Origin of the sequence: Streptomyces sp. NBC_00576 (assembly GCF_036345175.1) — a bacterium.
Lineage (GTDB): Bacteria > Actinomycetota > Actinomycetes > Streptomycetales > Streptomycetaceae > Streptomyces.
This window is the reverse complement of sequence record NZ_CP107780.1, coordinates 8685948-8699329: the sequence shown is the minus strand read 5'-3', so window position 1 is coordinate 8699329 and position 13382 is coordinate 8685948. Positions and strand designations below refer to the sequence as shown.

Sequence of the window (13382 nt, the reverse complement as noted above, 5' to 3'; positions counted from 1 at the left end):
CCGACCCGGGGGTCGGTGAGTTCTCCGGTTAGTCTCGACCCCGCTTACCTACCCCGCGATCCGAAGAGAGCACCACCATGACCACGCATCCCTTCCTGGACCTGGCGCCACTGACCGCCGCTCGCTTCGCGTCGATCGAGGACCGCGTGGCGCGGCTGCTCTCCACCGAGCAGGACGTCGTGATCATGCAGGGCGAGGCGCTGCTGCCCCTGGAGGGTGCCATCAGGGGCACCGCCGGCCCGGGCACGACGGCCCTCAACATCGTCACGGGCCCCTACGGGCAGACGTTCGGCGACTGGCTGCGGGACTGCGGCGCCACGGTCGTCGATCTCGCGGTGCCCTTCCATACTGCGGTCACGGCCGCGCAGATCCGGGAGGCGTTCGCCGAGCACCCGGAGATCGACTTCGTCTCGCTGGTGCACGCGGAGGCGGCGACCGGCAACACCAACCCGGTCGCGGAGATCGGCGAGGCGGTACGGGAACAGGGCGCCCTCTTCTACCTCGACGCCGTCGCGTCGGTCGGCGCCGAGCCGGTGCTGCCGGACGCGTGGGGCGTCGACCTGTGCGTGATCGGGGCGCAGAAGGCGATGGGCGGGCCGGCCGGGGTGTCGGCGGTGTCGGTGAGCGAGCGGGCGTGGGCGCGGATGGCGGCGAATCCGGGGGCGCCGCGGCGGTCGTACCTCTCGCTCCTTGACTGGAAGGAACGGTGGATCGACGGCGGACGTCGCGCGCTCCTGCATGCTCCCGCCCAGCTGGAGATGCTCGCGCTGGAGGCGTGCGTGGAGCGGATCGAGGCGGCGGGGCTCGACACGGTGATCGCCCGGCACCGCGCCGCAGCGGCGGCCACCCGGGCGGGGGCGCTCGCGCTGGGCGGCGGCCTTGAGCCGTACGTGTACGAGGCCGAGGACGCGGCGCCGGTCGCGACGACCCTGCGGGTGCCCTCCGGGATCGTCGCGTCGGAGCTGGTGGCGAGCGCGCTGGCCGCCGATCCGGCGCTGCCGCTGGCGGCGGGTGGCGGCGCGCTGGCCAAGGAGATGATCCGGGTCAACCACTACGGGGCGGACGCGACACGAGAGGCGGTGCTCGGGAGTCTGGTCGCACTGGGGGCGGCGCTGACGGACCGGGGGCTCGTGGTGAACGTCGAAGGGGCCCGGCTGGCTGTCGCGAATTCCTCGTGAATGCGCGAGGAAAATGGGGTAATTAAATCGGGGAAATCGAGGGTAGCTTCCCGTATTCTTCTGCCCGCTTTTCACCGACCTAAACGCAAAGGTTTCGCGAACAAATCAAGTAAATTACATGAGTGTGACGCACCCAACAATGAGCCCGCTTTGTCAGATTATTTACCAGACAAAGCGGGCGTTCTGATGCCCGCCAGATAACACATCGCCCGCCCTTACGTAACCCCGATCAGCGATGCATTTTTGATTTTCTCTCGGTAAGTTCAATTTGCATGAGTGCCGTACGGACAGACCTGCAAATAGACCGACCGGTGGTTGCCGACGGCGCCGCGCTGTGGCGGATCGCCAGGGACTCGAAGGTTCTCGACCTCAACTCGTCGTACAGCTATCTGCTCTGGTGCCGGGACTTCGCCGCCACCTCGGCGGTCGCCCGGGACCCCGACGGGAGCCCGGTCGGCTTCGTCACCGGGTACGTCCGCCCGGACCGGCCGCACACCCTGCTCGTCTGGCAGGTGGCCGTCGACGCCGGCCACCAGGGGCGCGGGCTCGCCGCCGCGCTGCTCGACGCGCTGACCCGGCGGGTCGGCGCCGAACAGGGGCTCACCACCGTCGAGACCACCATCACGCCGGGCAACACCGCCTCGGAGCGGCTGTTCACCTCGTTCGCCGAGCGGCACGGCGCCGCCGTCGAACGGGAGGTGCTGTTCGACGCGGGCCTGTTCCCGAACGACCCGGCCGGCCTGGACGGTTCGCACGACCCCGAGGTCCTGTACCGCATCGGCCCCCTCGTCGATCCTTCCGGGCTTGCCGATCTTTCCGGCTGACCTCACCCCCCACTTCAAGGAGTTCACCGCCGTGACCATCACCCAGCCCGACCTGAGCGTCTTCGAAACAGTCGAGTCGGAGGTGCGCAGCTACTGCCGCAGCTGGCCCGCCGTGTTCGACCGTGCGCAGGGCAGCCGTATGTACGACGAGGACGGCCACGCCTACCTCGACTTCTTCGCGGGCGCCGGATCACTCAACTACGGCCACAACAACCCGGTACTGAAACGGGCGTTGATCGACTATCTGGAACGGGACGGTGTCACGCACGGCCTCGACATGTCGACCGTCGCCAAGCGCGCGTTCCTGGAGTCATTCCAGGAACTGGTGCTGCGGCCCCGCGAACTGCCGTACAAGGTCATGTTCCCGGGACCGACGGGAACCAACGCCGTCGAGGCGGCCCTGAAGCTGGCGCGGAAGGTGAAGGGGCGGGAGGCCATCGTGTCCTTCACCAACGCCTTCCACGGGATGTCCCTCGGGTCGCTCGCCGTGACCGGCAACGCCTTCAAACGGGCCGGCGCGGGCATTCCGCTGGTGCACGGGACCCCGATGCCGTTCGACAACTACTTCGAGGGGACCGTCCCCGACTTCCTGTGGTTCGAGCGGCTGTTGGAGGACCAGGGCTCCGGTCTCAACAAGCCGGCCGCCGTGATCGTGGAGACCGTGCAGGGCGAGGGCGGCATCAACGTGGCGCGCCCGGAGTGGCTGCGGGCACTGGCCGACCTGTGCGAACGCCAGGACATGCTGCTGATCGTCGACGACATCCAGATGGGCTGCGGGCGGACCGGCGCCTTCTTCTCCTTCGAGGAGGCGGGCATCGTGCCCGACATCGTCACCGTGTCGAAGTCCATCAGCGGGTACGGACTCCCCATGTCCCTCACCCTGTTCAGGCCCGAACTGGACGTCTGGGAGCCGGGCGAGCACAACGGCACGTTCCGCGGCAACAACCCGGCGTTCGTGACGGCCGCCGCCGCGCTGGAGACGTACTGGTCCGACGGGTCCGCCATGGAGAAGCAGACGCGCGCCCGTGGTGAGCAGGTCGAGGAGGCGCTGATCTCGATCACCGAGGAGAACCTCGCCGACGTCAAGGAGTACCGGGGCCGGGGGCTGGTGTGGGGCATGGAGTTCCACGAGAAGGAGCGCGCGGGGCGGGTCGCGAAGCGGGCCTTCGAGCTCGGGCTGCTCATCGAGACGTCCGGCCCTGAGGGCGAGGTCATGAAACTGCTGCCGGCGCTCACCATCACGCCCGAGGAGCTGGACGAGGGTCTGCGGGTCGTCGCCCGCGCCGTACGCGAAACCGTCGAGCCTGTCTGATCCGTTCGAGTTCCGATCTATTCAAGTCCGTTCAAGTCTGTTCGAGAAAGGGGTTGTTGAGCACTGTGATCGTCCGTTCGTTCAAGGACATCGAAGGCACCGACCGGCATGTGAGGGCGGCGTCCGGCACCTGGGAGAGCAAACGCATCGTCCTCGCCAAGGAGCGGGTCGGCTTCTCGCTTCACGAGACGGTCCTGTACGCGGGCACGAAGACGTCGATGTGGTACGCGAACCATGTCGAGGCCGTCGTGTGCGTCGAGGGCGAGGCCCTGCTGACCGACGACGAGACCGGGCGGACGTACACGATCACCCCCGGCACCATGTACCTCCTCGACGGGCACGAGCGGCACACGATGCGGATCAAGGAGGACTTCCGCTGCCTGTGCGTCTTCAACCCGCCCGTGACCGGCCGCGAGGACCACGACGAGAACGGCGTCTATCCCCTGCTGACGGAACCCGACTTCACCCCCGACTCCGAGGAGGTCTGACACCCATGTCACCCACGTCCACCCTCACCGACCTGTACCCCACCCGTGGCGCCGTCGAGGTGTCCGTCCCCCGTCAGGACCCGATCCTCTGGGGGGCGCCGGACACGCCCGGACCGTTCGCCGCGGCCGACCTCATGGCGTACGAGCGCGATGGCTTCCGGGCGCTCGACCGGCTCCTCGATGACGACGAAGTCGCGCTCTACCGGGCCGAGTTGGAGCGGCTCGTCGCCGACCCGGCGGTCCGGGCCGACGAGCGGTCGATCATCGAGCCGAAGTCGAAGGAGATCCGGTCGGTCTTCGAAGTGCACCGGATCAGTGAGGTGTTCGCCCAGCTCGTGCGGGACGAGCGGGTCGTCGGGCGGGCCCGGCAGCTCCTGGGCTCCGACGTGTACGTCCACCAGTCGCGGATCAACGTCAAGCCAGGGTTCGGGGCGGGCGGCTTCTACTGGCACTCCGACTTCGAGACCTGGCACGCGGAGGACGGTCTGCCGAACATGCGGACGGTGTCCGTCTCGATCGCGCTGACCGAGAACCTCGACACCAACGGCGGCCTCATGATCATGCCGGGCTCGCACCGCACGTTCCTCGGCTGTGCGGGAGCGACGCCCGAGGACAACTACAAGAAGTCGCTCCAGATGCAGGACGCGGGCACCCCGTCCGACGAGGCTCTGACCTCACTGGCCGACGAGCACGGCATCAAGTTGTTCACGGGCAGGGCGGGTTCGGCGACCTGGTTCGACTGCAACTGTATGCACGGGTCCGGGGACAACATCACACCGTTCCCGCGCAGCAACGTCTTCATCGTGTTCAACAGCGTGGAGAACCGGGCGGTGGAGCCGTTCGCGGCACCGATGCGCAGGCCGGAGTTCATCGGGGCACGGGATTTCACGCCGGTGAGGTGACCCCTCATCTCCGGTGAAGTGACCGCTCATCTCCGGTGAGCCTCAGAGCCACGCCAGTGCGGCCGCGCGCTCCAGTACGTCGCGTACGGCTGTCCCGTCTCCCGCCTCGCCGCGCGGTACCTCGTCGGGTGCGTAGCGGCCGCCGACCAGCAGGCAGAAGTCGACCGGATCCAGGACGAGTTCGGCCCGTACGGGTTCGTCCTCCGAGCCCAGCACCCATTCCTCGCCGCCGGTGACGGCGAAGAGGCCGGGGGTGCGTCGGGCCCCAGTGCCGTGCCGAGGATACGGACGGCGAGGTGGACCAGTCGCCACAGGTGTGGGTCGGGCGGCTCGGCCAAAGTCTCCGCCAAGGTGCGCAGTGCCGTGCGCAGGCGGGTCTTGGCGGTGCCCTCGGGGATGCCGAGTTCGACGGCGGCCTGCCGGTAGGTTCGGCCGGCGAAGTAGGCGAGGTGCACCACTTCCCTTTGTGGCTGCGGGAGTTCGGCGAGAGCGGTGTGCAGTTGCAGGGAGCGTTCGCGGTGGACGAGGGTCTCGTCGGGGCCGGGTGAGGCGTCGGGGATGGCGTGCAGCGCCAGATCGTCGGCGCGGGCGTTCTTGCGGTGCCGGGCCTCGCTGCGCACCCGGTCGACGGCCCGCCGGTGGGCGAGCATCGACAGCCAGGTGCGCAGCGAGCCACGGCGCGCGTCGAAGGCGTACGGCCGGGTCCAGAGCTGGGCGAAGACCTCCTGCGCCACGTCCTCGGCGGCGGCCGGGCTGTGGGTGACGCGCGCGGCGACGGCGTGCACCAGCCCGCCGTACGCCGTGTACGCCTCGGCCAGCGCGGACTCGTCCCCGTACACCAGCCGCCGATGCAGTTCCGCGTCGGCGGGCGGTCTCACGGTGCTGACAATCCTGTCTGGCGTCGACTCCGCCCGCACCACCACCCCTTGGTGCCCTTCCTGGCGTCCTTGGGGATCTCGCGCCACCGGTTCAGCCGGACAGGACGTCCAGGAGTCGGTCGACGTCCGAAGTCGTGTTGTAGAGATGGAAGGCGGCGCGCAGATTTCCGGCCCGGTCGGAGACCTCGATGCCGGCCCGGCTCAACTCGGCCTGCCGGTAGCCGAGTTGTGGGACGGACACGATGGCGGAGCCGGGCGCGGGCACGGGCTGGTGCCCCAGTCGGTCGAGCCCGGCGCGGAAACGGTCGGCGAGTGCGAGGTCATGGTTGCGTACGGTGTCCACGCCCAACTCCTCGATCAGGGCGAGGGAGTGGCGGGCCCCGGCGTAGGAAAACAGGCTCGGGCTCTCGTCGAACCGCCTTGCGGAGTGGGCGAGTTCCTGCACCGGGCCGTAACAGCTGTCCCAGGGCTCCTCCCCCGCGACCCAGCCCGCGAACACAGGGGTCAGCCCGCCCATGTCCTCGGGTACGACGAAGAAGACCACGCCTCGTGGGCAGACGAGCCACTTGAAGGCGACGGACGCGACGTAGTCGTAGGCGTCCGCGTCGACGGGCAGCCAGCCGGTGGCCTGGGAGGCGTCGACATACGTACGGGCCCCGTGCTCGCGGGCGGCCTCGCGCAGCGCGGGCAGGTCGACGATGCGTCCGTCGGCGGACTGGGCGGCGCTGACGGCGACAAGGGCGGTGCCGGGTCGGACGGACTCGGGGATCCGCTCCAGCGGCACGGTCCGCACCTTCAGATCTCCGCGTACGTGGAACGGGTTGAGGACGGAGGTGAAGTCGTCCTCGGCGGTGAGGACTTCGGCGCCGGCGGGCAGCGAGGCGGCGATCAGCCCGCTGTAGACGGCGACCGAGGCGCCCGCCGCCACCCTGCGGTCGGGCACCCCGACGAGCCGGGCGAAGGCGGCGCGCGAGGCCTCCACATCGGCGAACATGTCCTGCGGCCGGCCATCGGCCACGGACTGCACGGCGGCCTGCATGGCGGCCACCGCGCGGGCGGGGAGGAGGCCGGTGCTCGCGGTGTTCAGATAGGTGCTCTTCGGAGCGAACTCGGCCCGGACGAGGTTGCGGAGGTTCTCGAAGGTCTCCATGCCTCTACTGTGCGGCCCGAAGATCTCCTCGTCCATTGCCGAATTCTGCGCGACACCGCGAAGGACTGCTTATACATAAGCCCTGACCTGCGGTTTCCCGGCCGGTGCTACTTCTGGGGTACGGCACATCCGTCGGGCCCGCAGACCTCTGCGCTCTCACCCTCCGGCTGGACGATCTTGAGTGGCGCGGGCCGCTCCCCCCAGGCCTGGGTGAGCGCCTGGGCGAAGGCCTCGACGGGCTGGGCGCCGGAGACGCCGTACTTGCGGTCGAGGACGAAGAACGGCACGCCGTTCGCGCCCAGTTCGGCGGCCTCGCGCTCGTCGGCGCGCACGGCGTCGGCGTACGCGTCCGGGTCGGCGAGGACGCGCCGGACGTCGTCGGCGTCGAGGCCGGCGGCGACGGCCAGCTCCACGAGCCGCTCGTCGTCGCCGAAGACGGACCGCTCCTCGGCGAAGTTCGCCTGGTAGAAGAGCTGGATCAGCTCGTCCTGCCGCCCCTTGTCCTTCGCGAGGTGGAGCAGCCGGTGCATGTCGAAGGTGTTGCCGTGGTCACGGTCCCGGGTCCGGTACGCGAGCCCCTCGGCGGCGGCCTGCGCCCCCAGGTTCTCCTCGCCGGCCTGTGCCTGCGCCTCGCTCATGCCGTACTTCTTGGTGAGCATCTTGAGGACCGGCTGGATGTCGCCCTTGGCGCGCCCCGGGTCCAGTTCGAACGACCGGTGCACCACCTCGACGCCCTCACGGTGCGGGAAGGCGTCCAGCGCCTTCTCGAAGCGGGCCTTGCCCACGTAGCACCAGGGGCAGGCGATGTCGCTCCAGATCTCCACGCGCATGTCTTCGGCTCTCTCCAGGTCGAACGGCTACTGAGGCTTCTCCAGCGGTTATGTGAACGTTCAAACGGCTGGTTTCATTCCGTACCGCAGAAAGAGGTGGTGATCGCCCTCGGCGGGCGGGTTCTCCGGGTCCGGGACCCACCCCAGACGGCGGTAGAAGGCCTGGGCACGCCGGTTGTCGATGTGTACGTCGAGGGTGGCGGCCAGCATTCCGTCGGCCCGCCATCGCTCGACGCAGGCGGCGTGCAGGTCGGTGCCGATGCGGGCCCGCCAGCGGTCGGGGTCGACGTGGAACTGGAAGAGCTTGACCGTGTCCGCGGGGGCGCCGTCGGCCGTACGAAAGGAGGCGACGCCGATGATGCGGTCCTGCTCGACGACGCACAGGACCTGCGCGTCGGGGCGTTCGATGGCGGTCAGCCAGGAGGCGACCCAGTCACGGTCGGCGTCCGGCAGACCGTCCGGGTAGTAGGTGGACCGGGCGCGCAGGTGCAGCTCCGTGACAGCGGCGGCCTCGGCCGGCAGCGCGGCCCGGACCACCCGCATCAGCTGCCGTCCCGCAGGTCCTTGGGCCACTCCGGCCGGAACTCTATGTGGTCGTACGTCACGACACACCCCTCGCCCATCGGCGACTGGGTCATGAAGCCGACGAGCGCCGAGTCCGTCTCCTTCTCGTCACCCAGGGTGAACAGGCGGATGAAGGTCCACCTCTCACCGTCGCGCGAGGCGTGGAAGGCGAAGGCCCGGCCGGTGCGGCTGATCCGGAGCCAGACGGAACTGCCGTCCACGGTGAAGGAGTTGGCGTCGTCGGAGTGTCCCCGGGTGACCACCGTGCAGACGGTGGGCACATCCGGGGAGTACTCCAGACAGAGCTTGGCCCAGGCCCGCTCGCCGACATGGACGTACAGCACCCCGGCGTCGAAGGCCGCCCCGAACCCGACGGTGACCCGGGCGATCAGCTGGAACTCACCCTCCGGCGAACCAAGGAGTCGCGGCGCGTCGGAGGCGGGATCCAGCGCCTCACCGGTGGGCGACACGAACCGGTCCTGTCGGGGCCCGGCCCACCCGGTGAGCACCTCGTCCTCGAAGGACCAGTGCCCATCGGGCCCATACGTACGGAGGGGAAAGGGCAGCGGGGAAAGCTCCAAGTCCATTACCTGATTATCGCAGGGCAAGGTGGGCGTCCCGACAGGGGCGCGGGGCTGTGTTCATATGCGGCTCCGCCGCGCGGGCGCGACAAGCCACAACGGACCCGCAGCCGCGAAATCCACCGCACCCCTACGACGCTATCGCTCCAACTGCCCGTTAAAACGCCGGGGCAGCCCCAGCGAATTCTCGTCCCGCAGCTCAACAGGCAGCAGCGCGGCAGGCGCATTCTGATATGCCACCGGCCGCAGCCACCGCTCAACAGCCGTACCGCCGACGGAAGTCGACGTGGACGTCGTGGCAGGGTACGGCCCGCCGTGATGCTGGGCCGCGGCCACAGCGACCCCGGTCGGCCACGCGTTCACCAGCACACGCCCCGCCAGCGGCGTCAGCTCGGCCAGAATCTCCGCTCCACGCCCCTCCCCCGCGGCTTCCTCCGCCGAGAGGTGCACGGTCGCCGTCAGGTTTCCCGGCAGGCGTGAAAGAACGGCGTTCGCCTCGGCGTCGTCCGCGTAGCGGGCGACCACGGTGACCGGCCCGAAGCACTCCTCCAGGAGCAGGTCGTACGCCCCCTCCGCCGCCAGCTTGTCCGCCGCCACCGTGAGGAACCCCGGGCTGACCGTGTGCTCGCCGCCCGCGCCCGGCGTCACCGGGGTCTCGACCTCGGGCAGCTCGGCGCGCTCGGCGACCCCGGCCACGAAGTTGTCGCGCATCCGGTGGTCCAGCAGGACACCGGCGTTGGTGTCGCTGACCGCGTCCGTCAGGGACTTCAGCAGGCGGTCGCCCGCCGCGCCGGACGGCGCCAGCACCAGGCCGGGCTTCACACAGAACTGGCCGACGCCCAGCGTCATGGAGCCCGCGAGCCCCGTACCGATCGCCTCGGCGCGCTCGTTGGCCGCGGCCTCCGTGATCACCACCGGGTTCAGGGAACCCAGCTCGCCGTGGAACGGGATCGGGACCGGACGGGCCGCCGCCGCGTCGAAGAGGGCACGGCCGCCTCGTACGGAACCGGTGAAACCGGCCGCCGCGACCAGCGGGTGCTTGACCAGCTCGACGCCCGCCTCGAAGCCGTGGACCAGGCCGACGACGCCCTCGGGGATGCCGTGCGGGGCCGCGGCCCGGCGCAGGACGGCCGCGACCAGCTCGGACAGGCCCGGGTGGTCCGGGTGCGCCTTGACGACCACCGGGCAGCCCGCCGCGAGCGCGCTCGCGGTGTCGCCGCCGGCCACGGAGAAGGCGAAGGGGAAGTTGGAGGCCGAGTAGACGGCCACGACGCCCAGCGGAACCTTGTAGCGGCGCAGGTCCGGGATCGGCGGGGTCGCGGTGTCGTCGGGGTGGTTGATGACGACGTCGAGGTAGGCACCCTCGTCGACGATGTCTGCGAAGGCCCGCAGCTGGTAGCAGGTGCGGGCGAGTTCGCCGGTCAGCCGGACCGGGCCGAGCGCGGTCTCCGCGTCGGCCGCCTCGACGAGCTGCTCCTTGGCCGCTTCGAGCTGCTCGGCGGCGCTGCGCAGGAAGGCCGCGCGGACCGTACGGTCCACGAGGGCCGGGCGGGCGGCGTGCGCCGCGCGGACGGCGGCGTCCACCTCCTGCGCTGTGGCCTCGACCGCAACCTGCTCCCGCTGCTTCCCGGTACGGGGGTCGACACTCCAGACTGGTGCTGCTGCCACCGGGGGTTCCTCCAGATTGTGTTGCCATTTGTGGTGCTTAGATTTTGCATCATTCACCAGGTGCGTTCGATATGCTGAACACCGTCTCTGATGATGAATATGCTGTTGGAGACTATTTCCCGTCGAACGAAGGGGTCAAGGTCGATGTCGGCAGCTGAGACAGGCGGCGGGGCGCAGGTCAAGTCCGCGGTACGGACCGTTGAACTGCTGGAATACTTCGCCGGACGTCCCGGCATGCACTCCCTGGCGTCGGTCCAGGAGGCCGTCGGTTACCCCAAGTCCAGTCTCTACATGCTGCTGCGTACGCTCGTCGACCTCGGCTGGGTCGAGACGGATGCTACGGGGACGCGGTACGGCATCGGCGTACGGGCCCTCCTGGTCGGCACCTCGTACATCGACGGCGACGAGGTGGTCGCGGTGGCCCGCCCGACCCTCGACCGGCTCTCCGACGACACGACGGAGACCATCCACCTGGCCCGGCTCGACGGCACGAACGTCGTCTACCTCGCCACCCGGCAGTCGCAGCACTATCTGCGCCCCTTCACCCGCGTCGGCCGCCGGCTGCCCGCCCACTCGACCTCCCTCGGCAAGGCGCTGCTGGCCACCCACACCGACGAACAGGTCCGCAAGCTGCTCCCGGAGACGCTGCCCGCGCTGACCGAGCACACGATCACCGACCGGGAGAAGCTCATCGAAGAGCTTCGTCTGGTGCGTGAGCAGGGCTTCGCGGTGGACCGCGAGGAGAACACGCTGGGGCTGCGCTGCTTCGGCGTGGCGGTCCCGTACCGCACGCCCGCGCGGGACGCGATCAGCTGCTCGGTGCCGGTCGCCCGGCTCACCCCGGCCCACGAACAGATGGTCAAGGACGCCCTGTTCGACGCGCGCGACCGGCTGACGCTCGCTACCAGGAGGCTCTGAGCGATGAGGTACTCGGCTTCGACGGACGTCGTGCTCCGCGAGATCCACGACAGCGACCTGCCCGTCTTCTTCCGGCAGACGAACGACCCGGAGTCGCTGTGGATGGCCGCGTTCACGGCGAAGGACCCGACCGACCGGGACGCCTTCGACGCCCACTGGGAGCGGATCCGCGCCGCGCCGGACGTGCTGAACCGCACGGTCCTCGTCGACGGTGACGTGGTGGGCAGCGCGGCGGTGTACGGCGAGCCGGGCTCCCGCGAGGTGACGTACTGGATCGACCGCGCCTACTGGGGGCGCGGTATCGCGACGGCCGCCCTGCGCGCACTCGTCGCCGCCGTCCCGGAACGCCCGCTGCACGCGCGTGCCGCCGCCGACAACGCGGGCTCGCTGCGGGTCCTGGAGAAGTGCGGTTTCCGCGTGTCCGGGCACGACCGGGGGTACGCGCAGGCGCGCGGCACGGAGATCGACGAGGTCGTGCTGACGCTGGAGGCCTGACCGTCTCGCACGACGGCGCACGTGTCCCTTTGTATCCCTTTGTGTCCCCTACAGCCTTCTGCGGTCCCTGAATGTGCCATGAGAAATCGGGCGGAGGGGAACGTTCCGATCGCTGCCGGTCGTCTTCAGGCGGGATGAACAAGACGATCAGGCGCGCCTCCGTCTTCACACTGCTGCTCGTGCTCGCTCTGCTGGTCAGGGCGACCTGGGTGCAGTTCTACGAGGCTCAGGCGCTCGCAGACGACAGCGAGAACCGGCGGAACGCGATCGCGTTGTACGCGAACCCGCTCGGGAACATCATCGTGGCCGGCGAGTCGGTCACCGGCTCGAAGGAGACGGGCAGCGGGGATCTCAAGTACCAGCGGACGTACACGGACGGCAAGCTCTACGCAGCCGTGACCGGGTACAGCACGCCGCTGTTCACGCCGACACAGCTGGAGGGCATCTACAAGGACGTCCTCGACGGCTCGGACAGCAGACTCACGACCGTCATGGACACGGTCACCAAGGAGCACGCCGCCCCGGGGAACGTGATCACGACGATCGACCCGGAAGTCCAGAAGGCGGCGTACACGGCGCTCGGCGACAAGAAGGGCGCGGCGGTCGCCATCGACCCGAAGACCGGCAAGATCCTCGCCATGGTCTCCACGCCGTCGTACGACCCCTCGACGATCACCGGGGCGAGCGACGGCGCCACCTGGACCAAGCTCAATGAGGACCCCGACAAACCGCTGGTCAACCGGGCGATACGGCAGCCGCTGCCGCCGGGTTCGACGTTCAAGCTGGTGGTCGCGGCGGCGGCCCTGGAGGACGGGCTGTACGGGTCGGTCGACGACCGTACGGACAGCCCGGACCCGTACCCGCTGCCGGGTACGACCCGTGAGCTGACGAACGAGAATCCGAACGCGCCCTGTGAGAACGCCACGATCCGGGTCGCGCTCCAGTACTCCTGCAACAACGTGTTCGGGAAGATGGCCGTCGACCTCGGGCAGGACAAGGTCAAGGAGATGGCGGAGAAGTTCGGCTTCAACGACGCGCAGCAGGACGTACCGGTGCGGGCGTACACGAGCGTGTACCCGTCGGACATGGAGAAGTCGGAGACCGCGCTGACGGGTATCGGGCAGTTCGACGTCACGGCGACGCCGTTGCAGATGGCCATGGTGTCCGCCGCGATAACCAACGGCGGCAAGCTGGTCTCACCGCACATGGTGTCCCAGGTCACGAACTCCGACGGTGACGTGCTGGAGGACTACGACACCGAGGCGTCGGCGAAGGAGGTCGTCAGCTCCAGGACGGCTGAGCAGTTGCAGTCCGCCATGCAGACGGTTGTCTCCGACGGTACCGGGACGAACGCGCAGATCGCCGGGGCGACGGTGGGGGGTAAGACGGGGACTGCTCAGCACGGGGAGAACAACAGCCAGACGCCGTATGCCTGGTTCACGTCTTATGCGAAGTCCGAGTCCACGGGTGAGGAGGTCGCCGTGGCTGTTCTGGTCGAGCAGTCGGGGGCGGCTCGGTCCGAGGTGAGTGGGAATGGACTTGCGGCGCCTGTCGCCAAGGCGATGATGCAGGCTGCGCTGGCTGGGTGAGTTCT

At 69.3% G+C, this 13382-nt stretch carries 13 protein-coding genes and 1 pseudogene; 8 read left to right on the top strand and 6 right to left on the bottom strand.

Translation table 11 applies throughout. The features are described 5' to 3' along the window. The first annotated feature begins 77 nt into the window (after positions 1–77). From OG734_RS37880 to thpD, 5 genes are all read left to right on the top strand, one after another. Complete coding sequence (locus OG734_RS37880) at positions 78–1178, top strand: pyridoxal-phosphate-dependent aminotransferase family protein (RefSeq protein WP_330291935.1); 1101 nt, start codon at positions 78–80, stop codon at positions 1176–1178. A 272-nt stretch (positions 1179–1450) separates the two neighbouring features. Continuing rightward, on the top strand, positions 1451–2002 hold the full coding sequence (gene ectA / locus OG734_RS37875; protein ID WP_330291934.1) for a diaminobutyrate acetyltransferase: 552 nt from the start codon (positions 1451–1453) through the stop codon (positions 2000–2002). Positions 2003–2033: 31 nt separating this feature from the next. Continuing rightward, on the top strand, positions 2034–3314 hold the full coding sequence (gene ectB, locus OG734_RS37870) for a diaminobutyrate--2-oxoglutarate transaminase (RefSeq protein ID WP_330293939.1): 1281 nt from the start codon (positions 2034–2036) through the stop codon (positions 3312–3314). Between the two features lie 65 nt (positions 3315–3379). Next, positions 3380–3802, top strand: coding sequence for an ectoine synthase (locus tag OG734_RS37865; protein ID WP_330293938.1), 423 nt, complete (start codon positions 3380–3382; stop codon positions 3800–3802). A gap of 5 nt (positions 3803–3807) precedes the next feature. Then, complete coding sequence (thpD, locus tag OG734_RS37860) at positions 3808–4704, top strand: ectoine hydroxylase (RefSeq protein ID WP_330291933.1); 897 nt, start codon at positions 3808–3810, stop codon at positions 4702–4704. Between the two features lie 317 nt (positions 4705–5021). Here the strand turns inward: thpD and OG734_RS37855 are convergent. The 6 genes and pseudogenes from OG734_RS37855 to OG734_RS37830 all read right to left on the bottom strand — a co-directional run. Continuing rightward, positions 5022–5627, bottom strand: a pseudogene (locus tag OG734_RS37855) (RNA polymerase sigma factor); the annotation flags it as partial. Positions 5628–5673: 46 nt separating this feature from the next. After that, positions 5674–6768, bottom strand: coding sequence for an aminotransferase class V-fold PLP-dependent enzyme (locus tag OG734_RS37850; protein ID WP_330291932.1), 1095 nt, complete (start codon positions 6766–6768; stop codon positions 5674–5676). Between the two features lie 71 nt (positions 6769–6839). Next, entirely contained in the window at positions 6840–7562 is a 723-nt protein-coding gene (locus OG734_RS37845) for a DsbA family oxidoreductase (RefSeq protein WP_330291931.1), read from the bottom strand. 60 nt (positions 7563–7622) lie between these two features. Beyond that, positions 7623–8105, bottom strand: coding sequence for a GNAT family N-acetyltransferase (locus tag OG734_RS37840; RefSeq protein WP_330293937.1), 483 nt, complete (start codon positions 8103–8105; stop codon positions 7623–7625). Beyond that, positions 8105–8713: a DUF1349 domain-containing protein gene (locus tag OG734_RS37835; protein ID WP_330291930.1), complete on the bottom strand. Its 609-nt coding sequence runs from the start codon at positions 8711–8713 to the stop codon at positions 8105–8107. The genes OG734_RS37840 and OG734_RS37835 overlap by 1 nt, the downstream gene beginning before the upstream one ends. A 132-nt stretch (positions 8714–8845) precedes the next feature. Beyond that, a complete protein-coding gene (locus tag OG734_RS37830) occupies positions 8846–10375 on the bottom strand; it encodes an aldehyde dehydrogenase (NADP(+)) (RefSeq protein ID WP_330291929.1) in 1530 nt (509 codons plus the stop codon). Between the two features lie 144 nt (positions 10376–10519). Here OG734_RS37830 and OG734_RS37825 point away from each other — a divergent pair, with 144 nt between their 5' ends. From OG734_RS37825 to OG734_RS37815, 3 genes are all read left to right on the top strand, one after another. Next, positions 10520–11293 (top strand): IclR family transcriptional regulator, encoded by a 774-nt coding sequence (locus OG734_RS37825; protein WP_044471856.1) that lies wholly within the window; start codon positions 10520–10522, stop codon positions 11291–11293. 3 nt (positions 11294–11296) lie between these two features. Beyond that, complete coding sequence (locus tag OG734_RS37820) at positions 11297–11788, top strand: GNAT family N-acetyltransferase (RefSeq protein ID WP_330291928.1); 492 nt, start codon at positions 11297–11299, stop codon at positions 11786–11788. A 134-nt stretch (positions 11789–11922) separates the two neighbouring features. Beyond that, positions 11923–13377, top strand: coding sequence for a peptidoglycan D,D-transpeptidase FtsI family protein (locus OG734_RS37815; protein WP_330291927.1), 1455 nt, complete (start codon positions 11923–11925; stop codon positions 13375–13377). The last annotated feature ends 5 nt before the right edge of the window (positions 13378–13382 follow it).

What these genes read in the sequence shown, in the direction of transcription:
- OG734_RS37880 (WP_330291935.1), top strand. Translation starts at nt 78, where the DNA reads ATGACCACGCATCCCTTCCTGGACCTGGCGCCACTGACCGCCGCTCGC.
- ectA (WP_330291934.1), top strand. Translation starts at nt 1,451, where the DNA reads ATGAGTGCCGTACGGACAGACCTGCAAATAGACCGACCGGTGGTTGCC.
- thpD (WP_330291933.1), top strand. Translation starts at nt 3,808, where the DNA reads ATGTCACCCACGTCCACCCTCACCGACCTGTACCCCACCCGTGGCGCC.
- OG734_RS37850 (WP_330291932.1), bottom strand. Translation starts at nt 6,768, where the DNA reads ATGGACGAGGAGATCTTCGGGCCGCACAGTAGAGGCATGGAGACCTTC.
- OG734_RS37845 (WP_330291931.1), bottom strand. Translation starts at nt 7,562, where the DNA reads ATGCGCGTGGAGATCTGGAGCGACATCGCCTGCCCCTGGTGCTACGTG.
- OG734_RS37840 (WP_330293937.1), bottom strand. Translation starts at nt 8,105, where the DNA reads ATGCGGGTGGTCCGGGCCGCGCTGCCGGCCGAGGCCGCCGCTGTCACG.
- OG734_RS37835 (WP_330291930.1), bottom strand. Translation starts at nt 8,713, where the DNA reads ATGGACTTGGAGCTTTCCCCGCTGCCCTTTCCCCTCCGTACGTATGGG.
- OG734_RS37825 (WP_044471856.1), top strand. Translation starts at nt 10,520, where the DNA reads ATGTCGGCAGCTGAGACAGGCGGCGGGGCGCAGGTCAAGTCCGCGGTA.
- OG734_RS37820 (WP_330291928.1), top strand. Translation starts at nt 11,297, where the DNA reads ATGAGGTACTCGGCTTCGACGGACGTCGTGCTCCGCGAGATCCACGAC.
- OG734_RS37815 (WP_330291927.1), top strand. Translation starts at nt 11,923, where the DNA reads ATGAACAAGACGATCAGGCGCGCCTCCGTCTTCACACTGCTGCTCGTG.